This is a genomic window from Leadbettera azotonutricia ZAS-9 (assembly GCF_000214355.1).
GTDB classification, from domain to species: domain Bacteria; phylum Spirochaetota; class Spirochaetia; order Treponematales; family Breznakiellaceae; genus Leadbettera; species Leadbettera azotonutricia.
Genome location: NC_015577.1, coordinates 3,823,844 through 3,844,977 on the forward strand (window position 1 = coordinate 3,823,844; position 21,134 = coordinate 3,844,977).

At 48.3% G+C, this 21,134-nt stretch carries 23 protein-coding genes and 1 pseudogene; 11 read left to right on the forward strand and 13 right to left on the reverse strand.

Annotated elements, in window-relative coordinates:
- Positions 1–94: 94 nt before the first annotated feature.
- The 3 genes from TREAZ_RS16985 to TREAZ_RS16995 form a co-directional block, all read right to left on the reverse strand.
- Entirely contained in the window at positions 95–835 is a 741-nt protein-coding gene (locus TREAZ_RS16985) for a GntR family transcriptional regulator (protein ID WP_015713138.1), read from the reverse strand.
- An 87-nt stretch (positions 836–922) separates the two neighbouring features.
- Positions 923–1,567 (reverse strand): HAD family hydrolase, encoded by a 645-nt coding sequence (locus tag TREAZ_RS16990; protein ID WP_015713139.1) that lies wholly within the window; start codon positions 1,565–1,567, stop codon positions 923–925.
- A 33-nt stretch (positions 1,568–1,600) separates the two neighbouring features.
- The gene (locus tag TREAZ_RS16995; protein WP_015713140.1) at positions 1,601–2,878 is read right to left on the reverse strand and encodes an MFS transporter; all 1,278 of its coding nucleotides are present in this window, start codon (positions 2,876–2,878) and stop codon (positions 1,601–1,603) included.
- Here TREAZ_RS16995 and TREAZ_RS18310 point away from each other — a divergent pair.
- Positions 2,877–3,113 (forward strand): hypothetical protein, encoded by a 237-nt coding sequence (locus tag TREAZ_RS18310; protein WP_043923175.1) that lies wholly within the window; start codon positions 2,877–2,879, stop codon positions 3,111–3,113. The two genes, TREAZ_RS16995 and TREAZ_RS18310, sit on opposite strands and share 2 nt — an antisense overlap.
- Here the strand turns inward: TREAZ_RS18310 and TREAZ_RS17005 are convergent.
- From TREAZ_RS17005 to TREAZ_RS17015, 3 genes are read right to left on the reverse strand one after another with little or no spacing between them, the layout of a single operon-like run.
- Positions 3,110–3,313 carry a hypothetical protein gene (locus TREAZ_RS17005; protein WP_015713142.1) on the reverse strand — a complete coding sequence of 68 codons (204 nt, stop codon included), beginning with the start codon at positions 3,311–3,313 and terminating at the stop codon, positions 3,110–3,112. The genes TREAZ_RS18310 and TREAZ_RS17005 overlap by 4 nt on opposite strands.
- On the reverse strand, positions 3,294–3,851 hold the full coding sequence (locus TREAZ_RS17010) for a PIN domain-containing protein (protein ID WP_015713143.1): 558 nt from the start codon (positions 3,849–3,851) through the stop codon (positions 3,294–3,296). The genes TREAZ_RS17005 and TREAZ_RS17010 overlap by 20 nt, the downstream gene beginning before the upstream one ends.
- Positions 3,852–3,905: 54 nt before the next feature.
- Positions 3,906–4,247, reverse strand: coding sequence for a helix-turn-helix domain-containing protein (locus TREAZ_RS17015; protein WP_043923177.1), 342 nt, complete (start codon positions 4,245–4,247; stop codon positions 3,906–3,908).
- Between the two features lie 109 nt (positions 4,248–4,356).
- Here TREAZ_RS17015 and TREAZ_RS17020 point away from each other — a divergent pair, with 109 nt between their 5' ends.
- On the forward strand, positions 4,357–4,923 hold the full coding sequence (locus tag TREAZ_RS17020) for a hypothetical protein (protein WP_043923178.1): 567 nt from the start codon (positions 4,357–4,359) through the stop codon (positions 4,921–4,923).
- A 48-nt stretch (positions 4,924–4,971) separates the two neighbouring features.
- Here TREAZ_RS17020 and TREAZ_RS17025 read toward each other — a convergent pair whose 3' ends face one another.
- Positions 4,972–6,207 carry an integrase catalytic domain-containing protein gene (locus TREAZ_RS17025; protein WP_015710081.1) on the reverse strand — a complete coding sequence of 412 codons (1,236 nt, stop codon included), beginning with the start codon at positions 6,205–6,207 and terminating at the stop codon, positions 4,972–4,974.
- 884 nt (positions 6,208–7,091) lie between these two features.
- Between TREAZ_RS17025 and TREAZ_RS18590 the strand changes: the two genes are divergently transcribed.
- A complete protein-coding gene (locus TREAZ_RS18590) occupies positions 7,092–7,430 on the forward strand; it encodes a type II toxin-antitoxin system VapB family antitoxin (RefSeq protein WP_245535064.1) in 339 nt (112 codons plus the stop codon).
- A gap of 64 nt (positions 7,431–7,494) precedes the next feature.
- Entirely contained in the window at positions 7,495–7,890 is a 396-nt protein-coding gene (locus TREAZ_RS17035) for a PIN domain-containing protein (protein ID WP_015713147.1), read from the forward strand.
- A 142-nt stretch (positions 7,891–8,032) separates the two neighbouring features.
- On the opposite strand, the pseudogene TREAZ_RS17605 reads toward TREAZ_RS17035, so the two are convergent.
- Together TREAZ_RS17605 and TREAZ_RS18165 are read right to left on the reverse strand one after the other, a co-directional pair.
- A pseudogene (locus TREAZ_RS17605) lies at positions 8,033–8,503 on the reverse strand (Rpn family recombination-promoting nuclease/putative transposase); the annotation flags it as partial.
- Between the two features lie 60 nt (positions 8,504–8,563).
- A complete protein-coding gene (locus TREAZ_RS18165) occupies positions 8,564–8,704 on the reverse strand; it encodes a hypothetical protein (protein WP_015713148.1) in 141 nt (46 codons plus the stop codon).
- 253 nt (positions 8,705–8,957) lie between these two features.
- Between TREAZ_RS18165 and TREAZ_RS17045 the strand changes: the two genes are divergently transcribed.
- From TREAZ_RS17045 to TREAZ_RS17060, 4 genes are all read left to right on the forward strand, one after another.
- A complete protein-coding gene (locus TREAZ_RS17045) occupies positions 8,958–10,163 on the forward strand; it encodes an FIST C-terminal domain-containing protein (RefSeq protein WP_015713149.1) in 1,206 nt (401 codons plus the stop codon).
- Positions 10,164–10,166: 3 nt separating this feature from the next.
- Entirely contained in the window at positions 10,167–12,317 is a 2,151-nt protein-coding gene (locus TREAZ_RS17050; protein ID WP_043923179.1) for a response regulator, read from the forward strand.
- Positions 12,318–12,731: 414 nt separating this feature from the next.
- The gene (locus TREAZ_RS17055; RefSeq protein WP_043923180.1) at positions 12,732–13,337 is read left to right on the forward strand and encodes a hypothetical protein; all 606 of its coding nucleotides are present in this window, start codon (positions 12,732–12,734) and stop codon (positions 13,335–13,337) included.
- 217 nt (positions 13,338–13,554) lie between these two features.
- Complete coding sequence (locus TREAZ_RS17060; RefSeq protein ID WP_015713155.1) at positions 13,555–13,752, forward strand: type II toxin-antitoxin system VapB family antitoxin; 198 nt, start codon at positions 13,555–13,557, stop codon at positions 13,750–13,752.
- Between the two features lie 398 nt (positions 13,753–14,150).
- Here the strand turns inward: TREAZ_RS17060 and TREAZ_RS17065 are convergent, their stop codons facing one another.
- Entirely contained in the window at positions 14,151–15,005 is an 855-nt protein-coding gene (locus TREAZ_RS17065; protein WP_043923181.1) for an Rpn family recombination-promoting nuclease/putative transposase, read from the reverse strand.
- A gap of 170 nt (positions 15,006–15,175) precedes the next feature.
- Between TREAZ_RS17065 and TREAZ_RS17070 the strand changes: the two genes are divergently transcribed.
- A complete protein-coding gene (locus TREAZ_RS17070; RefSeq protein ID WP_015713157.1) occupies positions 15,176–15,403 on the forward strand; it encodes a hypothetical protein in 228 nt (75 codons plus the stop codon).
- A gap of 330 nt (positions 15,404–15,733) precedes the next feature.
- On the forward strand, positions 15,734–16,534 hold the full coding sequence (locus tag TREAZ_RS17075; protein WP_015713158.1) for an esterase/lipase family protein: 801 nt from the start codon (positions 15,734–15,736) through the stop codon (positions 16,532–16,534).
- 21 nt (positions 16,535–16,555) lie between these two features.
- On the opposite strand, the gene TREAZ_RS17080 is transcribed toward TREAZ_RS17075, so the two are convergent.
- The gene (locus TREAZ_RS17080) at positions 16,556–17,041 is read right to left on the reverse strand and encodes a YbaK/EbsC family protein (RefSeq protein WP_015713159.1); all 486 of its coding nucleotides are present in this window, start codon (positions 17,039–17,041) and stop codon (positions 16,556–16,558) included.
- 241 nt (positions 17,042–17,282) lie between these two features.
- Positions 17,283–17,786: an META domain-containing protein gene (locus tag TREAZ_RS17085; RefSeq protein WP_015713160.1), complete on the reverse strand. Its 504-nt coding sequence runs from the start codon at positions 17,784–17,786 to the stop codon at positions 17,283–17,285.
- 79 nt (positions 17,787–17,865) lie between these two features.
- Between TREAZ_RS17085 and TREAZ_RS17090 the strand changes: the two genes are divergently transcribed.
- Positions 17,866–18,549, forward strand: coding sequence for a zinc metallopeptidase (locus TREAZ_RS17090; protein WP_015713161.1), 684 nt, complete (start codon positions 17,866–17,868; stop codon positions 18,547–18,549).
- Here the strand turns inward: TREAZ_RS17090 and gyrA are convergent.
- Positions 18,518–21,055, reverse strand: coding sequence for a DNA topoisomerase (ATP-hydrolyzing) subunit A (gene gyrA / locus TREAZ_RS17095; RefSeq protein WP_015713162.1), 2,538 nt, complete (start codon positions 21,053–21,055; stop codon positions 18,518–18,520). The genes TREAZ_RS17090 and gyrA overlap by 32 nt on opposite strands.
- Positions 21,056–21,134 lie beyond the last annotated feature (79 nt).

A 21,134-nucleotide genomic window follows, 5' to 3' on the forward strand; every position in this document is an offset into this window, starting at 1 on the left:
AGAGGCTGGGAAAAGGCACGAAGAAAGATAGGCTTCCTGGAATGAATACCTGCGGCCCTTATTATGATGCCCGTAACCGCGTCAAAAATTTGTTTTAGCTTTTCATTTCCACAGTATAGGTAAAGAAGTCGCCCCGGACAATGGAAACACAGTACTCGATGATCCTGGTAGAATCGTAGGTGGTCCGTTCCAGGTGTATGGCGGGGGTTCCGATTTTAAGGTCCATGTATTTTGCCTCATAAGCCCTGATCGCGGCGGCGCGGAATTTTTCTACAATGCGCTTGGGAACAACCCCGTCATCCGCCATGGAATTATACAGACCCTTCTCTATGATGCTTTTTTCAGCAAGGCGAGGGCAAAGCGCATGGGGGATAAGGGAAGTCTCCACGGTATAGGCGGTATCGTCCACCATGCGGAGCCGGGTAATTTTGTAAAACACCGCGTCTTCGCCCAGGCCAAGATGGGCCGCCGTGGCAGCATCGGATTTTATAATATCAAAAGAGAGCATCTTTACATGCTCGTTCTTGCCCTTCTTTTTAAGGGCTTCGCTAAAGGAATAAAACTTTGAAAGCTTCTGTTCAAAATTGATGCTTGCCACAAAAGTGCCCTTGCCCTGGAAGCGGATCAGCCGCCCCTCGTGGACAAGCTCCTCCACAGCCTTGCGCACTGTTATGCGGGAAAGCCCATATATGCTGCAAAGCTCGGTTTCGGTAGGTATCTTTTGACCGCTCTTCCATTCGCCGCTTTGTATCTTCTGGGAAAGTTTTTCTTGCAACTGATAGTACAGGGAAATCGGTTTGTTCCTGTCAAACACCGTATCGTCTGATTGCGCCACAATAATACCTCATTTTATAAACGTTATATGATTATAACATCGTAATGAATTTATTGCAGGACGAGGAAGCGGCGAGGTTATAGGGGCTTATGCCAGCCTGACAAGTTCAAAGAGATCCTCGGGTTTTCTCAGCACAGCGTCGAAAAGGGCTTCGTCGGCAGGGGTGCAGTACCCAAAGGCAGCGCCCAGGGATTTGACCTTGTTTTCCCTGGCGGCGCTGGCGTCTATGTGCTTGTCGCCCACCAGAAGCCATTCAACAGGATCGCTCCCGTTGAGGATTCTCCTCACCATATCGCCCTTGCGTTTTTCGTTGCAGTGCAGGGAAGCAAAATAGCCGCCCAGCCCTGTGGCTTCCATCATGCAGTTCACATGATCGTTGCTGCCCGTGCTTGCTATATAGCAATCTATACCCAAGCTGTTGAGTTTGGCGAGCATTTCTTCTATGCCCGGAAAGAGCATGGATTTTTCCAATTTCCTGATAGCCGCTTCTTCGAGTATGTCCAGTTCGGCCACGAATTTTTCAGCCATCCTGTCATCCAGGGTAGGGAGTATGATTTGGCAAAACTCCACGCTTGGGTGCCCCATGGCATTGCGTATTGCCTCGTCAGTGACAGGGGGAAACCCCCATTCCTTTGCCAGCTTATGGAAGCCGGCGCTTGTCGCCTTGGCCGTGTCCGACAAAGTGCCATCCATATCGAAGATCACATGCGCCGCTTTTCCTGCCTGAATCATTTATAATGATGTTATAACAATATTATCATTTTGTCAATCGTCGCCTGGCGCCCTTTTTTCAATTAATTGGTCAATTTCGCGGAAAATTCGGCGGGTAAAGACAGCAATTCCCGTCATTATCAATCCGGAAGCATAAAACGGCAGATAGGCCCTGCTTCCTATGCTTTCAAAAACAAGACCGTACATGAATTGGCCCACAGGGATTGTGCACATGCACGCGCATATCACGCATGCGATGACTTTTCCGGTTAAATGTCCGGGGGTCAGAATTTGCAGGTTTGCCATTATCTGAATTTGGAACACTGTTGACAACGCCACCAGCAGGCCGCACCCGATTACCAGGACAATGTAGATTTCCATTGAGCCCCTCAGCAGGTGCAGCGCAATTCCCCCCATAAGCACGGACAGCGCGCACCCGCTCAAGAGGAACGGGCTTGCCCTGGAATTCAGTTTCTTTGCCAGGGCCCCTGCCAGCAGCCCCCCCAGCACCGCGCCGGCGGCGATTACGCCTTGGGCGTAACCGTACAGGCGGTTGGCGGTATTTGGCTCGAATCCCAAATGCTGGGTGATTAAAACCGGAACTCCAATCAGGGTCAAGGAAGTGAGGAATAAATTGATAGAGGCGTATATCAAAGACATTTTCCACAAAACGGGCCTCTCGTTGAACATGAAACTGAAGCTTTCCTTGAGGTCGCCCCAGCCGGTAACGAACATATTCCCTGTGGCTTCCTTTTTTTCAAACGGAATGCGGATGAAAATTTCCATTACCGCAGACGCGAAAAAACAGCCTATGCTTACATACAGGATAGGCGTCAATCCGACAATGGAGAACAGGACGCCGCCGATTACCGGCCCCACCATGCTTGCCAGGGAAGTAATCAGATTGATGACCGAATTCCCCTGCATTATATGCTCCGTTTCCACCAGGACAGGTATGCTCGCCTGAACCGCCGGCTGATAGGCGCCTTGTATACTGTAGAGAACAATCATGGCGATTGCTATGAGGGGCACAATGTCTATCTTCCCTACCAAAAGATAAAACAGGAAAACAAGGAGGGCCGTGCTAAAATCCAGAATCACCATGATGTTCCGTTTATTGACACGGTCCGCGATTATCCCCCCTATGGGGTAGAGCAGAAGCATGGGGACAAAGGAAATCGCCAAAACTGTCCCGAACAGGACGGACGATCCCGTCCGGTTGAGCAGGTAAAGCGGAAGGGCATACCTCAATATCTGGTTTCCGAATATGGAAATGATCTGGCCTATGGCGACAAGTATAAAATCCCTGTGGAATATCGCGTTTTTACCCATGGCTGGTTTTCCCGATTTCTGCGTCCAAATGCCTGCTGTATATATCCAGGAAGCCAAGCATGCCGTCGAACTGTTCGTCGGTTATCTGCCCGAATACGGTCTTGTCCCGATCCTGGAACTCTTTATGCAGCGCGTCATGGATCCCGTTGACCGCCTTCCCTTTCCTGGTAAGCCTGAAATAGATTTCTTTCTTGTTGTCCGGCTTCTGGTAGCTTTGGACAACCCCTTTTTTTAAAATGTTTTACTTAAATCATGAAACACAACAGGGGCATAGGTTGTTATATCGGCATCGGTAAAATTGTATTTGCGGCCTTCCATGCTTTCAAGAAGCTGCCTCATGGTAAGATGCTTGTTTGTTTCATAAAAACGATCCTGTTCTTCCCAAAAGGGTTTTAGGGCTTCTTCAAGGGTAATTTCATTCATTGGATTCGTCATCAAAAGTTACCTCCATTGGGTTTACCATTCGGAATTGGTAATCATATCCGTATATTTTATTCAGAATAAGAATTTTTTGCTCTTTGTTCACATTTGCCAAATGCTTAAAATTCCAGCTCAACAATATATCCATTTGAAATAAGGTTGTATACGCAATATGTAATGCGTCTACCGGTTTACTCGGGGGAATAATTTTTGCATTCAAATAGGCTTCTGCTAAAGAGAGTACATTTTTTGCCTGTTCATCGGTGGTGGTAACAAGCGTTTTTATCATTGGATATTTATTAAAAGTTTCAAGCAGTCTGTCTCGTTTTTTTCCGTCTTTCGTACCATTTATTTCACCAGTAACGGCTACCGAAATGTAGCCCTCAACTTTTTCGGGGGCCAGAACAGTTTCAAAAAAATGCTCGGTTTCCTTCTTGTAACCCGGAGCGTCATAAGCATAGAGAAAATTTATAATACTGGTGTCCAAATAGACCTTCAGTTTTGGAATTTCAATTATCGGAAACCTGTCTTTCTGAGGTTTTTCATCACTCACCCCTTAACCATACTGCAAATCCTGTTAAAATGTAAGGTGCCAGGTGCCCCTGCGTTACTCCACCAAATGCCTGGCGATTACCCTTTGCACTGCTTCTTTGATAGCTCTATCGACCTCTTCTTCAATTTCTGCCAGAACCACATTTTGGAAGCTCTTTAGGTCTCTCGTCGGGGAAGATGTCAAGAATAATTCATTGGCGTTGATTTCAAGGGCTGCGGCAATTCTTTCCAGCATTTCAGGGGTGGGAAATTTCCTGGTTAACTCGATCATGGCTATGTAGTGGGTTGAGGCGTTAGCCTTTTCTGCCAGTTTTGCCTGGGACAAACCAAGAATTCCCCTGTTCTTTTTAATATTTAGCGCCAAAAGCTTCCTTAAGCTAGCAATCTGATTGCCCATAAGGCAATTATAGTAGTATATTGTGATTATCCAAAAGGCAATCTTTGCAATGGCGGTGATTACCTAAAAAATCCTCGTATGAGGTTTTTATATTATCAGGAGGTGACTCATGAAAAAAAGTTACAAAAGGGTTTTTGCAGCAATGACGGCTCTCGCGCTGGTATTCGGATTGGCATTGATGGGCTGCAGCAGTGACGGCGGTGGCGGCGGCTTGGACTTGCCGCCTATTGACGAGCAGACCCGCGGTGTTGCAACGATTACGGTAACAAATGCTCCGCTTACAATATCAGTGAACGGAGGTGAAAGCACCAGTCCGGCCACAAGTGTAAATGGCTATGTATTTGCAGATGGATTTAGCGGAAACGTCGGTACCATTACCAACGGAAAATTGACCCTAACGCTGCCGGCGCCTGGCGCCAATACATTACAGGCAAGTTCAAATCTTAGCTATTACTTTGGAGGAGAGGAAGAACATCCAGCGACTGTTACGCCAAGTAATGTAAAATTCCTGTATGTAAGTGGTTTTTCTGTTTGTAAGGACAATACCGACACTTCTGAATATATTTACTGGCTCAATAGAGATGCAACAATAACCAATCTAGCTACCTTGATAGAAGGGGCCTCTATTGGGTATATATATTTGAGCAATGATGCAACCCGTAATGCCTCAAAATAAAATCTAACCGAAAAGAACGGCTGCCTCACAATAAAAATCTAACCGTAGCTAAATATCTTCAAGAGCCGAAGCAGCAAGGGACTTCTGGCTCTGAAGCTCGAAGAGAGCCATCAGTGCATGGTTGACCAGGCGTTTCTGCTTGACCGGATTGAGACGGGCAGCCCTGCGTCGAAGCTCGTTCTTAAAAATATCAGGAAGGTCAGGGGATTCCAAGAGGCGCCTGTAGGGCGACTTGGGTTTGTCGTACACCTTCTTGACCCTGGCCCCTATCCGCTCCTTGGCGATTATTTTTTCTGAAGGGTAAAAATAGTTGAGCAGGGGACAGAGATGGCGGTAGACCTCGGCCAGGGCGTCTCTGGCCTGGAGGGTGTCATAGCGATAGTACCCCACGGTCCTGCGGACGGTCATGTCGTTTTTCTGCTCCACGAAGCAGTTGTCGTTCTTGTGGTAGGAACGGCTGCGGGTGAACTGGACGCGGTGTTCGTCACACCATGCCTTGAGCTGGTAATTAATGAACTCCCCGCCGTTATCGCTGTCGATGCCCAAAAGGGGGAAGGGAAACTGGGAGGGGAAGAGAGACACCTCCTCTTTAACCCAGCGATGGGCCTTGTTGAGGAGGGCGCGGAGCTCCACCCAGCCTGAATAGACATCGGTGGCATTGAGGGTACAGCAGAACTCGCCTGAGGCGTTTCCGCCGTCATGAACCACCGTATCCAGCTCAAAAAAGCCCGGTTTCCTCTCATCCCAGGCATAAAAGACACGGATGGGGATCTGGTGCTTGAGGAGGCCGCCGGGCCGTGTGGCGCTCCGTCCTTTTAATTCCAGCTTCTTCCGTTCAGGCTTGAGCTTCCGGTCGATGGTGGCGGGGCTTATGGCAAGCAGCTGCGCCTTTACCTCCTTGGTGATGCCAAACTCCTTGCAGGGATTGAGGAAAGGCATCTGTTCCCGGAGGAAGGGGGAAAGCCTTTTCCCGCACATGTAATCAAAGAACTCCCAAATCAGTTTGAGGGCTTTTATCGTTGCCGCCTGGTAGACCGGCTTCCGCCCTCCCCCTGCTTTTCGTTTTTTAAACGCATCGGCCTTGAGCTTAACAACCCTTCCGGCCAGTCTGACCAGTTCCGTTCTCCCCCAATTCGCCAAAAGGTGCAGGGCGTATTTCCGGTTGTACCCTGTGTTCTGGACAAACTCGTCCAGGATAGCGGTCTTGCCCTTTTTCCCGGCTTTGCGATACCGCTTGCTGATTTCTCTGGCAAGCGCCTGTTTCTCTTTCATCGTTAACCCCATTGAGCCCTCCGGTACCCTTGTTACCGGATATAGGCTACATAATTTGGGTTAGAATTTTATTATGAGGCATTCCCTGTTTTGGGTTAGATTATTTATGAGGCAACGCGCAACCTTGACAAGGCCTGCCTTTACGGAAGAATATACACAGGATAATGGAGATACCGGAACAGAAACATGTCCAGCCGTCAATATCTCATTATTAGCCGGATGGAATTTAGTACAGCGAGATGAAATAATAAGGGTAAGTGGGAATAATGTCGTGGGTACCTTCTCATATAAAGTCGCCACCGAAAATGTACCCTGGACACTGTGGTTGCCTGAATAAACAAGTATCCTCAGGCTAATCCGTCCATACCCCCTGCCAAGCAAATAAATTGCGCGGCAGGGTTTTTTTTACTCTGGATTATTTATTGCATATTCCAGGGGGAATATGTCCGGCGGGAAGGCCGAAAGGAAAAGTTATCATGGATATTAACCCCCTCGCCACGAATCAAATTTTGAAATTGCAAGGACCGCTGTGGCATTATCCGTCAAGGGTTGGCCAGCCATTCAAGCACGTTAATATGCCGGATTCCGGCAAAATTGTTGCTGTCATAATCGCGGCTTAAGATAAATTTTGGGTAATTGTCTTTTATCTCTTGCAATGGCTCTAATTCCCTTTCAAAAACTTTCTTGTCCAGTAAAGTTTGTATTACCTGATAATATTCTACTTTCCCGCCGGGGCGGTTCCGGGTGTGGTGACTCCCAGGGCTTTACTGAAGAATTGCTGAACAAAAACCAAGTATGTTTCCCTCTTTTATTGTTTTTTATGCACTTCCTGATAATTAGTCCCACAATAGCCTAAACGTTGAGGAGCTTGAAAACAGTCTTACTTCTAAAATAGGATGTTAGATGCCATTAAAACCAAGAATTTAATAAGAGGCAGAGCCGCATCCATGCGGCCCTCAAAAAACAATAATATCAAAGAATATGCAAAAAAACACTTGACAGTACATACTATTTTAAGATATTATATGTACCGGAGGCTATTTATGAGAACTACATTGGAATTACCTGATATATTGGTCGCAGAAGCCATGGAAATAACCAATATCTCCACTAAAACAGAAGTTATTAAAACAGCTCTGGAAAATTTAATCCAACGAGAAAAAGTCAAAGAATTAGCAGACTATTTTGGAAAAATCGACCTGGGAATTAATATTGAGGAAATGAGAAAACGATGACGCCTCACCGCTGGATAGCGGTGCATAAATTAATTTCCTAACGGAAAGCGGAACGGAGTGACGCATGAAAAACATATTAATAGATTCCTCGGCTTGGATAGAATATTTCAGAGGGAATGAAAAATATAGGTACATTAAAAACTTAATATACAGTAATATAACCTGTACCAATGATCTGATATTAACAGAATTATTGCCCTCAATAATTCATAGAAATGAAAAACATCTGGAAGAATTATTGAATAGTTTAACAAAATACGAAATGAAAATAAATTGGAACGAATTACAAAAAATTCAAGTAATGAATTACAAACATGGATACAATAACATAGGCATTACAGATTTAATAATAGCACAAAACTGTTTACAAAATAATCTGAAACTTATTGCACAAGATAAACATTTTACTGAAATGGCAGAATATATACCAATAAGAATATATGAACAGGACAAAGTATAGAATAAATTGACTAAAGTGAAAATACGCCAGGAACCCGCTGCGCGGGGGAGGTCCATGGCGGGCTATTCGACGCGGGTTTTAACAGCATCTAACACACGCTATGCGCCAGTAATCTGTTCAGGCGTAAGCCCAGTGTATTTGATTATAAGATCCATGGACGTTTTATCAGCTTCCCTTTCAGTTCCCCCTCCTGTCGCGCACAGTTAACACCACTGGTCCAGTCGGACAGCGCCATTTCCCGCATCTGATAGACCCGGAGGGCTTCCTTGTCGTTGCTTACAAAAGTCATCTTTTTCTCGGCCTGCCGTATTGCCGTATCTATTTTAACTACCTCCTCCACTATCTCAGGTGAACTTCCCTGATCTAGCCATGTCATCCACCGCTGCAGGGGGTCATTCTTGATATCCCTGTCCCGGAGCTTTTTGAATTTCACCATGTCGATAAAGTGAATTTCCAGCGCTTCTGTCAAAATATAATCCCTCTCCGCGTCCTCCCGCAAGTGGAAGGAAGCATGGAAGTTTTTGGTTGCCAGATACTCGAAATTGACAACGTTTATGGCTATGACATTGGGCAACACCTTGTAATCGTCCCCGGCTTCAATGCTCCGGGTATAGTCCTGGCTCCAATAAAAAAGGCTCCGCTTGTCCCTGTTTCCTAAATTCTTAAGCTGGACTTATATCTTCACCTTCGTTCCATCATCGGTCTTTGCCCGGACATCGAGAATACTGGCCTTGTCCTCAATTATATCCGCAGTAATGGTCCTGTTCTCAAGGATTTCCACTGAAACAAGTTGATTCTTCCGTGTCCGCTTCAAAACGGCATTATGTGTGTTGAATTACGTTGCAGATAACCCGGAAATTCTTTCGAAGGTTCATTAATCGCGCTCGACCTAGGACTTCCCCCCGGGCCATTCCCTTTCAGATCCTTGCAGGGGGAATTTCCATTACCGGGACTAAAGTTTCCGCTTCCTGTGGAAAGAGTGCCAGGCGCCTGAGCGTTCCTACCTACCCTTGAATCTTTTAAATTTTATAGTAGAATATACATCAGATTGTAAAAAGAGGAAATTTGTGTTAAAGATATATACTGCGTACACCACAGAGCTGGATGATGTTGATGGCGCCCTTGCTGAAATTATTGCCCGGATCGATCTAAATGGGCTGGCAAAAAATTCCGTGGGGCTTATAAGCTGCTATTCCGAATTTATTGACACCGGAATCATCGCCGCCTTGAGTGAAAAACTGCCCTTCGATATAATCGGCGCAACCACCATGGCCAGTTCTTCCGGAAGGGGACCTCATCCGTTGGGTTCGGTGGAAGCTCCCGATTCCGCCGGGAATTACGGCATGTACAGCCTTGGCCTTACTGTTTTAACCAGCGACGATACCTGTTTTCAAACAGCTATTTCAGCGCCCCTAACCCCGGGCGGTTACGAGGAGAGCCTTTCCACTGCGTATCATGACGCCCTTGGCAAACTGCCCGGCGATCCGTCCCTGATTTTCGCATTTCTGCCCCTGGTGTCCGATTTTAGCACTTCCGGGGTTGTGGAAAGCCTGAATGTCCTTTGTAAAGGTGTACCCATTTTCGGCACCGTTTCCGGGGATGTAACTTTGACACAGGAAAACTGCTATACCCTTCGTAATGGGCAGGGTGAAAAACGTGCCGCCGCCCTTCTTCTGATCCACGGTGCGGTGAATCCCCGGTTTATCGTATCCTCACTTCCCGACAAAAACATAGGCCGCCAAAAAGCCGTGGTTACCGAATCCGAAGGATGCCTGGTCAAAAAGGTAAACGGTGTAACCTTGCTGGAATATTTGAAGGACATGGGTATTGTCCCCCGAATCAGTAGCGGTATCGGTACGGTAAAAGAACCCTTCATGGTGGACTACGGCAATGGTTCCAAGCGGGTCGCCCTGCGGGCACACAATATTTTGGAGAATGGGGATGCCCTGTTCAGCGGCCCAATGCCCCAGGGCGTTACCTTTTCCATCGGCCAGGTAGACAGGGATGGTATAATCGGGACTGCCCAGGAGGCTTTGCACAAGATTCTCGAAGATGGTGATGCCCAGGGAGCCGTTATCTTTACCTGCATGAGCCGCTACATAATGCTGACTCCGAATAAGGATGATGAAATGAAAACTATTCAGGAATATCTTGGCGGAAAAATTCCCTACGCCCATAGTTATTCCGGCGGGGAAATCTGCCCTGTGTACGGGGAAGACGGAAAAACCTACAACCATTTACACGGGTATTCCTTTGTTGCCTGTGTTTTTTAACCTATGACAGGCGTAGACGTGGATTTCCTGGTAGAACAACTGCGTCAGCGGGTGGCGGAACTGGAAAGCAGTGAAGCGGAACTAAAAAAGCAGGTACGGAAAAGCGCCAGGGAAAACAAACAGCTGCAGGATGCCATTGCGTACAATGAATACAGCACCTTGGTAAAGGAAAACCAGCTTTCCCTGCGTACCCAGGAGCAGGAGCGGCTGGAAAAATACATGAACCTGCTTTTGGGGAACAGCCCAAATAGCATTCTTCTTATTGATAAGGACGGGCAGGTTGCTTATTGTACCGATACTTTTTTGAAAATCAATCATATTACGGACAATAATCTGGTTATCGGAAAAACCATGCAGGATGTTTTCAGCGGCTACGCTTCCCCGGAACGAATTACCGGGCTTCTTAAAGCCCTGGAAGATGCCATAGCATCCAAAACAACCTTGATAGTGGATAGAGCAGGAATGTTCGGCATCGCCGACGAAACGCGCAATTATATGGTGTACTTTACCCCCATGCAGAACAAGGAGGGAGAACACGAAGGCGTGATGATACTTTTCCACGATATTACCGATATCGAGCGGGCCCGGGAGGAGGCGGAACGGGCCAATCTGGCAAAGAGTACCTTCCTGGCCACTATGAGCCATGAAATGCGTACTCCCATGAACGCCATCATCGGGATGACCTCTATCGGCAAAGCAGCCCCCGGTCTGGAAAGGAAGGATTACTGTTTCAAAAAAATAGAAGAAGCCTCTACCCATCTTTTGGGGGTTATTAATGATGTTCTTGATATGTCAAAAATTGAGGCGAATAAACTGGAGCTGTCCCCGGAGTCCTTTAATTTTGAGAAGATGCTCCAAAAAACAGTAAATGTCATTAATTTTCGCGTTTCTGAAAAACAGCAGGATTTTACGGTGTATATCGACGCGAAGATCCCCAGCATTATAATCGGCGATGACCAGCGGCTGGCCCAGGTGATTACAAACCTGCTTTCCAACGCCGTTAAGTTTACACCGGAAAAGGGCAGAATACACCTGGATTCCCGTCTGCTGAAGGAAGAAAAGGGTATCTATACTATTCAAATCTCGATAAGCGATACAGGAATTGGGCTTAGCGAAGAACAAAAAGGGCGGCTTTTTTCTTCTTTCCAGCAGGCGGAAAACAGCACCTCCCGGAAATACGGGGGCACCGGCCTTGGGCTTGCCATCTCAAAACGGATCGTAGAAATGATGGGCGGTTCGATCTGGATAGAGTCGGAACCCGGCAAAGGCTCCTCATTTATCTTTACTATGCAGGTCCCCAGGGGCAGCGAAGACCAGCAGGTTCCTGTTCCCGGAAGAAATTGGGACAATGTGAAAGTCCTGGCGGTGGACGATGATCCGGATACTCTTGAGTATTTTATGCAAATCGCCGAACAGATAGGTTTTGCCTGTGATGCCGCCTCCGGTTCAGAAGACGCTCTCCGCCTGATTGCAGAAAAGGGCGCCTACGATATTTATTTTGTTGACTGGAAAATGCCCGGCATGAACGGCATTGAGCTGGCCCGGCAGATCAAGGGAAAGGAAGAACAAGCGGCAAAGTCGGTAATAATAATGATCTCCGCCACCGAATGGGATCTTATTCAGGGTGAAGCAAAAGCGGCGGGGGTGGATAAATTTTTATCCAAGCCTTTGTTCCCATCTCCCATTGTGGACAGCATCAACGAATGTCTGGGAACAGGCGCCATCCGGGAAATACAAACCGGAGAAACCGTTTCCTACAAGGGTCACTGCATTCTTCTGGTGGAAGATGTGGAAATAAATCAGGAAATTGTACTAACCCTCCTGGAGCCGACCTGTCTTACGATAGATTGCGCAGACAATGGCGCGAAGGCTTTAAGCATGTTCAGCGCTGCGCCTGAAAAGTACGATATGATTTTTATGGACGTGCAGATGCCGGAAATGGACGGGTATGAAGCGACCCGGCGGATACGGGCACTGGAGAATGTTCCTCATGCCGCTTCTATCCCTATTGTAGCAATGACTGCAAATGTGTTTCGGGAAGATGTGGAAAGGTGCCTTGCCGCCGGTATGAACGATCATGTGGGAAAGCCCATCGATATGGATGAGATTTTTAAAAAGCTGCAGAAATATATTCCTCAGCTATTGAATGTTTAGGTAAATATTTCCCTTCATGGTTTACTAATCCGGACGGGAGGATAATTTTTGCCGACAATTTTTGACAATATCCACAAGCCTGACCTGGCTTTTGCCTTAAACTCCACCCTTGGCGATGCAAAACGGGCTGATTTTTGTATCGGATACTTCAACCTCCGCAGTTGGAATCTCCTTCCGTGTTAACGTACTTGACATAAACCTGCGCAAAGGCAAGACTGGGTTATGATTCAAGTTGGTTCTTTACCTATAGTGAATTACCCCCCCCATTTCCATCGGATTACTAGGATATAATGGTTCCCGCCATTTTAATTCCTCAAATCATGTCCGGGCAATTGCCGGGCTTTTTTTACGGGAAACGGTGTTTCCCTTCCAATTAGCTTCGCCGCTCACGCGGCCCATAGCAAGGAGTAAGAAATGATTAAATCATTGGAATTGCAGAAAATGAATTCGCGCCGCGCAAAGGCAGTGGCCGCCGCCGGAATGATGGGATTTGCGACAATATTCGGTGCATGCAAACAGCCGACGGATCAACAGCCGAAAGTATGCGAATGCCCAGATAAAGTCCATGGCGATGCGCCATGCGCATGCGGTGCCAGTTTATGCGATTGCAAACAGAAAAATTATACACTTTACATAGGAACGAATCCAATAACTGTTGTTGATGAATCCGGCGGATTAGTCACACAAGATATGTTGTCATTTATGCAAGAAGAATTATATAGTGCGAATGAAGATAATTGCATAAATAATTTAAGAACGCGCGATAATATGAAGATAATTGTAGAGGATGTTCCATTGTATTTTGACTTGGATGATACCATCGTGGTTAATAGCCGTGAAATAAGAATTCGTATTGAATTTTTATCAACCGGATATATTATAAATAGATATCGTTTTTTTGAGGCTATAAAGGATTTAAATGATAATTATATTGCAGCATTGGGCAAACAGTTCAATAGTGCAAAGAATACCGTTCGGCTCATCTCCCAGGAGAGTGCTTGGCGCCCTTTTATGTTATAAGTTTCTGCCGGGTATAAAGATTATGGATAAATTATCGTAGCATGCAAGTTCTTTAATGTTTTCCTGAATAGGGTATGCACGGAAGCCTCTCCCATCCGCCTATGCAGGATGAGAGTTTCGCCTTCACCGGATTTTTGTCAATGCAATTCATGGCAAACAAAAATCCATTGATAATGCATATCAAATGTGATATTGTATATGCATAGGAATTGCTGAAATGAGAACGACACTCGATCTAAATGAAGCTTTATTGAATGAAGCAATGAAATGGACAGGTCTATCAACTAAAACCAGTGTAATTAACGAGGCATTAAAAGAAGCCATACAATATAGGAAACGGATGAAACTTATTGAGATGGCCGGAACAATTAAATTGGATGTTGATCTCAATATTACGCGAAATAGAATGGGATGAAATAATAGAAATTCAGCATCAATGCATTAAATCCGGAATCAACAAATTAGGCCTACTGGATATTGCAATCGCCCAAAATGCAAAACAAAATGGCATAGGAATATTTTCGACGGACAGACATATGGCATTGTTAAATCAAAAAATAGGAATCAACAACCCCGCGGCAAGCCGCGAGGTATGTTGTTCTCTTAAGGAATTGGACTCGGGGCTTAATACCTTTTTAACCGCCCCAAGGCTTCCACGCGTGAGCGTGTTCTTGGGTATTAACCCCCTCGCCACGAATAAATTGTATCACGAAATAATCCGGCGCCTTTTATATTTGCCCCATAAATGACCTGTTGCCAACGCAAAGAGGAACGGCAAGAGTGCCTGGCACCCCTATTAGGCTTTCAAGGCTTTTATTTTCCAGCTGTCTTGGTGGCTTTTGTTTGGGCTAATTTCTCTTCAATCTGCCCTGCTGTGTAGCCTTGCTTTACGAGTTCCAAAACTATGCTTTTGCCTTCTTCACGGCCTTCTTCACGACCCTCTTCGCGGCTGACTTCCATGGCTTCCTCTGTACTCCATTCGGTTAACAACATATTAAGCACCTCCGATGCATTTTCTTCCAGGAATTGACGCAAGATATTGTGTTCTATGCAATAGTTGATTGCTTCCCTAAAAGCACGTTTGTTATCGGGAATGGTTTTGGTGTATTCCCGGACTTTTTCAACAAAAGCGCTGTATCCATTGAGTTCTTCACTCCTTTCCAATATTGTCTCGTTGTGACCAGTATTGATATTATACACCCTGGCAACAAGTTCCAGCCCCACCGGCATTTCGGTTTTGTCCGTCAAATCCCCCAGCTTCTTGAAAGCATTGGACAATTTTAAAGTAGCTTGATCCGGGTATGGATCAGTGCCGTTGTATAGCACTATGAACTCGGGCCAGGGGATGGAAACCAGATCTTTGGCGTATATCTTTTTCCTGTCTATTATTTTTTCGTATACCCTGGCAATGTACAAAAGCAATCTGAGGGGCATATTCTCATTTATCGTGCTTTGGTGCTCTATAAGGACAACCAGCCTGTTATCCACAGTGAATGAAAGGTCATTGATTTGATCCTTAAAAATCACGTCGCTTAAGGTATTGATGTCGATGGACACATTAGGGGGCAGCGTAACCCCTTCCAGTGCACTGTATAGACTCCGCAAAACATCAGAGTCATTAAAGAGCAGCGAAAATACGCTATTTTTATACTCCCGATTCGCACCCATAGAAACCCCTGACATTAATAATACCAAATTTTTCATGGATTTTCAATGCTTTTTTACCGGCAACGCAAAAGTGCCTGGCACCGATTGGGATTAAGGGTGCGAGAACTTGTTTTTTTATCAATTTTGATATAGAGTTAGTACATATTGAAAACCGCTTTCAGGAGGTAACCATGTTGCTAACAATTCAAGGTTTTTTTGTAGAGGGCAAATTCATCTCCAATGAAGCAGTAAAAATCCCCGACCATAAAAAAGCCATAGTAACTATACTCGAAGAAGATACTGCTAAAACTAACAAAATGGCTGAATGGAAGGAATGCCTACGTCTCCTTGACGAAAGCATGGACGAAGAAGTACCCGACTTCCCACGGGCAAATTTGCACCGCGAATTTGCACTATGATCGTCTATTACGAAGTCCGAAGGGGCTTATTATCCACAAACGCTCCCATTAAAACCGCCACATTTAACCAGTTTTGCAAAATCCACGAAGTAGGAAACCTCCTAGATAGCCGCCAAAATATACACCAGCCTGTCAAAGCAAGGCAAGATTGTAGAAGATGCCGACATATTGATCGCTGCCTATTGCCTACAGCATGATTTTACCCTCGTTACAAACAATATACAGCATTTTGAAAACATAGATACCCTAAAATACGAAGACTGGGCATAACAGTACAGCAACGCAGGCATCCCCTTCTAAATCCTTCCTCTCCCCTTTATACTGTTTCACGTGAAACATATTGAGCTGAAATACCCCCTCCTGCTGATTCACGGGGCGGGGTTCAGGGACAAGACCATGGGCATCAATTACTGGGGCAGGATACCCCGGTATCTGGCCGAACAGGGGGTTGCCGTCCATTACGGCGGCACAGACGCCTGGGGAACCCTGGAAAGCAACGGGGAAATGGTTAAGCGGGCGATCCTGGAGACCCTGGACAAGACCGGGGCGGAAAAGGTCAATATCATTGCCCATTCCAAAGGCGGCCTGGAGGCGCGGTATGCCATAAGCTGCCTGGGGATGGATTCCAGGGTTGCCTCCCTGACCACCATGTCCACGCCCCACAGGGGGGTTAAGGCCATGAACACAGCCCTGCAGCTTCCCCTCTGGCTCTACCGCCCTGCTTCTGTCCTTGCGAACCTCTGGAGCAGGATATTGGGGGATGGGGGGCCTGATTTTTTCCGGGGCAGCCGGCAGCTGGCCGAATATTTTTGCACCGAATTCAACCGGAAATATCCCGATAAGCCGGGGATTCTCTACCAAAGCTATGCCTCTAAGCTGAAATACTTTTTCGGCGACCCTGCCTATCTGCTTACCTGGATTCTAGTAAAGATCTTTGACGGCGACAACGACGGCCTGTGCCCGGTAGAGTCCGCCAAATGGGGGGAATTCCGGGGGATCATAACCACCCAGGGATACTTCGGGGTCTCCCATGCGGGCATTCTGGACTTGTACAGGGTACCGTATAAAGGAGTCCGCATCCCGGAACTATATGTTGCCATTGCAAAGGAACTGGCCGGAAAGGGGCTATGAATGTTTCACGTGAAACATTGCTCAGGCGCCTATGGGGGCGCACACATCAACCCAATCCAGGCTGGCGGAATATTCCTTAAGCTCGTCCATGGTCAGCTCTATGGCCGAATTGCCGCTGCCGCAGGCAGGGTAGACGGTTTGGAAGCGTTGGAGGGAAACGTCGAGGTACACTTCTACACCCGGCGGAAGGGCAAAGGGGCAGACACCGCCTACTGCATGGCCGGTGTATTCCAGGGCTTCGCCGGGGCTGAGCATTTTCGCCTTAAGGTCGAAACGGTCTTTGTACTTCCGGTTGTCCAGCTTCACATCCCCGGCGGTGACTACTACCATGGCAGCGGGGACGCCGTCCTTTTCTACCCTGAGGGAGATGCTTTTGGCTATGCGGGCGGGGATTACGCCCAGGGCTGCGGCGGCAAGCGCCACTGTGGCGGTGGATTCTTCCATCACGATAATATCCTTGTCCCTGCCCCACCTGGCAAGGTATTGGCACACCGATTCAATAGACATACCAGGCCATCCTTTTATTCCTGCATAATCCTGCCAAAAATTTCAAAAAACTTCAAGGGAAGGTTTTATTCGTGGCGAGGGGGTATAATACTCCGGGGTTGTTTATAGATTACTAATTTAGTCATATTAAATTAATGCCGGAATTTGCGGCTTTATCCTCAAAAAAAGCGGATGAACCGGTACTTTTTCCGTGTCCATCCGCTTGTTTGTTAGTATGAATTTCTATACAGGCGAATTCCCGTTACTGGGCGGTAAAGACCAGAACCCGCTCTGCCCCTGTGTTGTCAGAGCTGTAGAGTTCCAGGCGGCCTTCGCGGATATCCCAGCGGGCAGCCCGATTCAGGTAAGAGAAGTAGTCGTGCTCCGGGAGATCCTGGGGCTCGCTGATCCCCATCATCAGGGTGGCGGCGATATTGCCGACAACAAGCGACCGGCCTTCGCCGGGGGTGTACGGACCGAAGTAGCGGTTGGGCGCGCCCATGCCGCTGAGGCGGCCTTCCTCAAAAGTGAGGGTGTAAGTCCCCTTGAAGCCGGAGGCTTCGAGCTGCTGCCTGTCCAGGCGGATAGTGGCGGAAGGGCCTTTCACTTCCGCCAGTGTCCACTCCCTGCCCTGGACATCGCTGAAAACCGCGCCGCTGTCTTTGGCTTTTGCCCCGCCGGCGCATGAAGCTGCCAGCATTGCTGCGGCAAGGAGGGCAAGCAACCCTGCCATCCTGATGCCTGTTTCTTTAATCCTGCTTTGCATTTTTTGCTCCTATGATTATAGTATACATATTAATAAGGCTTTCACCAAATTTGCAGAAAAATAAAGCAGGGGGTTCGTGATGTATTTTGATTACTATTATGTGGTTCTGGTAGTCCCTACCATTATCCTGTCCCTGATTGCCCAGATCCTGGTGAAGTCCACCTTTTCAAAATATTCGAAGATCAGGTGCTCCAGGGGCATCACGGGCAAGGATGCTGCCAGCCTGCTGATGCGGGCGAACAATATCAGGGACGTAAGCATTCAGCAGGTGCGGGGCAATCTGACGGATCATTACGATCCGGGCGCCAAGGTGCTGCGCCTTTCGGATCCTGTCTTCGGCAATCCCTCCATTGCCGCCGTGGGGGTGGCGGCCCACGAGACCGGCCACGCCATCCAGCATGCCACGTCCTATGGCCCTCTGGCGCTGCGGAGCTCCCTGGTGCCCATAGCGAACATAGGCTCAACCATCGGGCCCTGGATCGCCATCGCGGGGATTTTCCTGTCGTTCCCTGTTTTGATCAACATCGGGATTGTTCTTTTTGGCGGGGCCGTGGTTTTCTATTTGATAACCCTGCCCGTGGAATTCAACGCTTCCGCACGGGCCTTGTCGATTCTAAAAAGCAACAATGTACTCAGCGCCGATGAACTTCGGGGAGTGCGAAAAGTGCTGACCGCCGCAGCCTTGACCTATGTGGCTTCTGCCCTGACAGCCCTGATGAGCTTCGTCAGGCTTATTCTTCTGGCTCAGAGGAGACGGCGCTAGAGTCATTTTCTTCCAGCGGGAATTCCAGCTGCCCTTCGTCCTGTGCATGGGGGGCTTCTTCCTCCTGGACTATGCGGTCAAGGCCGCTCACGAAGTCGGGCTTGTCTATGCTGAGGATCTTTACGCCCTGGGCCGAGCGGCCCATCACCCGGATCGAGGCGACTTTGAGCTTGATGGACTTGCCCTGGCTGGTGATGCACATGATTTCTTCTTTGTCACGCACGCCTACGCAGCCTACGATTTCCCCGGTCTTTTCGCCCACAGTGTAGATCTTCTGGCCCCCGGTGCCTCGGCCGTGGGAGGAGAACTCGCTGAAATCCACGCGCTTGCCAAAGCCGTATTCGGAGAGGATGAGCATCTTCTCGTCTTCCGACACCTTGAGGAGGCCGGTGAGCTCGTCGCCCGAGGCGAGCTTCATGCCGGTGACACCATGGCCCGCGCGGCCCATGGGCCTTACGGCGTCCTCGTGGGTGCGCAGGGCCTGTCCCCGCCTGGAGATGAGCACCACTTCGTCCTTGCCGCCGGTGAGAAGGGCGCTGACGAGTTCGTCTCCTTCGTCAAGCTTGATGGCGATAATGCCCCGTGTCTTGGCATTGGAGAATTCGGATGTCTTGACTTTCTTGACCACACCACGGGCGGTACCCATGAGGATGTATTGATCGTCCGAGAAGTCCTTGAAAGACACGATGGCGGTGATGTCTTCGTTGGGCGAGACCGTGAGGAGGCTCTTGATGTGGGCGCCCTTGCTGGTGCGGGTTCCCTCGGGAAGCTCGTGAACCTTCATCCAGTAGGCCTTGCCCTCATTCGTGATGAACATGATGTATTCATGGGTAGAGGCCACAAAGATCTGCTCCACAAAATCGTCTTCCGTAAGCTTGGCGGCTTGCATTCCTTTGCCGCCCCTGCCCTGGTTCTTATATGCAGAAACAGGCACACGCTTCACATAGCCCAGGTTGGAGATGGTGATCATCATCTCTTCTTTCTTTATGAGGTCTTCAATGTTGATGTTTTCAACTTCGCCGTTAACAATCTCGGTGCGGCGCTTGTCGCCGTAGCGGCTGGAAATGCTTTTGGTTTCATCTTTGATGACATTGCGGAGCTTAACGGGATCCGCAAGGAGGTCTTTATAATAGGCGATCTGAATCTGGAGTTCCGCCAATTCAGCCTGGAGCTTCTCGACTTCCAGGGAGGTGAGGCGGCCCAGCTGCATTTCAACTATGGCCTTGGTCTGGGGTTCCGAAAGGAGGAAGCGTTCCTGCAGTTTTGCCTTGGCTGCGGCGACATCGCGGCTTGCCTTGATAATGGCCACCACTTCGTCGATGTTCGCCAGGGCGATAACGAGGCCCTCCAATATGTGGGCCCGCTCCTCGGCTTTGCGGAGATCGTACTGGGTACGGCGGGTAACGACCTCTACCCGGTGATCCACAAAGTAGCTGACAAGCTCCTTGAGGTTGAGGGTCCGGGGCCTGCCGTTGACCAGGGCGAGATTGATGATGCCGAAAGTGGCCTGAAGCTGGGTATTGGCGAAAAGCCGGTTCAATACCACCTTGATAATGGCGCCTTTCTTAAGCTCTATGACTACCCGGATGCCCTCGCGGTCGGAGGATTCGTCATTGACGTAGGAAACGCCGTCAATCTCTTTATCCCTCACCATGACGCCTATGCGCTCAATGAGGAGCTTCTTGTTCACCCCGTAGGGTATCTCGTTAAAGACGATTTGCTCTTTGCCCGACTTGGTGGTCTCGATGATAAAGCGGCCCCGGACAAGGATCTTGCCCCTGCCTGTCTTGTAGGCTTCCCTGATGCCCCTGCGGCCAAAGATGATGCCCCCTGTGGGGAAGTCCGGGCCGTCAATGAACTTCATGAGATCTTCGATGGTAACATCGGGGTTGTCGATAAAGGCGCAGACTGCCTCGCAGACTTCCACGAGGTTATGGGGGGCCATATTGGTAGCCATGCCGACGGCGATGCCGCTTGAGCCGTTTATGAGGAGATTGGGAACAGCCGCAGGAAGCACCGTAGGTTCAAGCTCTTCTTCTGAAAAATTGGGGGTAAAGTCCACGGTCTCCTTGTTGAGATCCTGGAGCATTTCGTCGCCGATTTTGGAGAGCTTCGCCTCGGTATAACGCATGGCCGCGGGAGGATCGTCGTCCAATGACCCAAAATTGCCCTGCCCTTGTACCAGAGGGTAGCGGAGGGAAAAATCCTGGGCCATGCGCACCAGGGCATCGTAGAGGGAAAGATCTCCATGGGGATGGTACTTGCCCATGGTATCGCCGACGATGCGGGCGCACTTTTTGGTGGTGGCATTGGGGTGGAGGCCCAGCTCGCCCATGGAGAAGAGGAGCCGCCTGTGCACAGGCTTAAGCCCGTCCCTCACGTCCGGGAGCGCCCGGGAAACAATGACGGACATTGCGTAATTGAGGTAGTCGGTTTTTACTTCGTCTTCTATCGCAACGGGAATAATTTTCCCGGTTGGCACGGGTATATCGGAGGTTTCAGCCATAGCTCAGTGTACTAAATTTGGCAAAAAAAGTCGAGTTGCAAAAAATGGGGATGTGGTTTATAATATCTCCAATCAAAGC

Excerpts from the sequence above, each read along its gene's own strand:
- TREAZ_RS16990 (WP_015713139.1), bottom strand. The coding sequence starts at position 1,567 with ATGATTCAGGCAGGAAAAGCGGCGCATGTGATCTTCGATATGGATGGC.
- TREAZ_RS18310 (WP_043923175.1), top strand. The coding sequence starts at position 2,877 with ATGGCTGGTTTTCCCGATTTCTGCGTCCAAATGCCTGCTGTATATATC.
- TREAZ_RS16995 (WP_015713140.1), bottom strand. The coding sequence starts at position 2,878 with ATGGGTAAAAACGCGATATTCCACAGGGATTTTATACTTGTCGCCATA.
- TREAZ_RS17005 (WP_015713142.1), bottom strand. The coding sequence starts at position 3,313 with ATGACGAATCCAATGAATGAAATTACCCTTGAAGAAGCCCTAAAACCC.
- TREAZ_RS17015 (WP_043923177.1), bottom strand. The coding sequence starts at position 4,247 with ATGGGCAATCAGATTGCTAGCTTAAGGAAGCTTTTGGCGCTAAATATT.
- TREAZ_RS17020 (WP_043923178.1), top strand. The coding sequence starts at position 4,357 with ATGAAAAAAAGTTACAAAAGGGTTTTTGCAGCAATGACGGCTCTCGCG.
- TREAZ_RS17025 (WP_015710081.1), bottom strand. The coding sequence starts at position 6,207 with ATGGGGTTAACGATGAAAGAGAAACAGGCGCTTGCCAGAGAAATCAGC.
- TREAZ_RS18590 (WP_245535064.1), top strand. The coding sequence starts at position 7,092 with ATGTTAGATGCCATTAAAACCAAGAATTTAATAAGAGGCAGAGCCGCA.
- TREAZ_RS17035 (WP_015713147.1), top strand. The coding sequence starts at position 7,495 with ATGAAAAACATATTAATAGATTCCTCGGCTTGGATAGAATATTTCAGA.
- TREAZ_RS17050 (WP_043923179.1), top strand. The coding sequence starts at position 10,167 with ATGACAGGCGTAGACGTGGATTTCCTGGTAGAACAACTGCGTCAGCGG.
- TREAZ_RS17055 (WP_043923180.1), top strand. The coding sequence starts at position 12,732 with ATGATTAAATCATTGGAATTGCAGAAAATGAATTCGCGCCGCGCAAAG.
- TREAZ_RS17060 (WP_015713155.1), top strand. The coding sequence starts at position 13,555 with ATGAGAACGACACTCGATCTAAATGAAGCTTTATTGAATGAAGCAATG.
- TREAZ_RS17065 (WP_043923181.1), bottom strand. The coding sequence starts at position 15,005 with ATGGGTGCGAATCGGGAGTATAAAAATAGCGTATTTTCGCTGCTCTTT.
- TREAZ_RS17070 (WP_015713157.1), top strand. The coding sequence starts at position 15,176 with ATGTTGCTAACAATTCAAGGTTTTTTTGTAGAGGGCAAATTCATCTCC.
- TREAZ_RS17080 (WP_015713159.1), bottom strand. The coding sequence starts at position 17,041 with ATGTCTATTGAATCGGTGTGCCAATACCTTGCCAGGTGGGGCAGGGAC.
- TREAZ_RS17085 (WP_015713160.1), bottom strand. The coding sequence starts at position 17,786 with ATGCAAAGCAGGATTAAAGAAACAGGCATCAGGATGGCAGGGTTGCTT.
- TREAZ_RS17090 (WP_015713161.1), top strand. The coding sequence starts at position 17,866 with ATGTATTTTGATTACTATTATGTGGTTCTGGTAGTCCCTACCATTATC.
- gyrA (WP_015713162.1), bottom strand. The coding sequence starts at position 21,055 with ATGGCTGAAACCTCCGATATACCCGTGCCAACCGGGAAAATTATTCCC.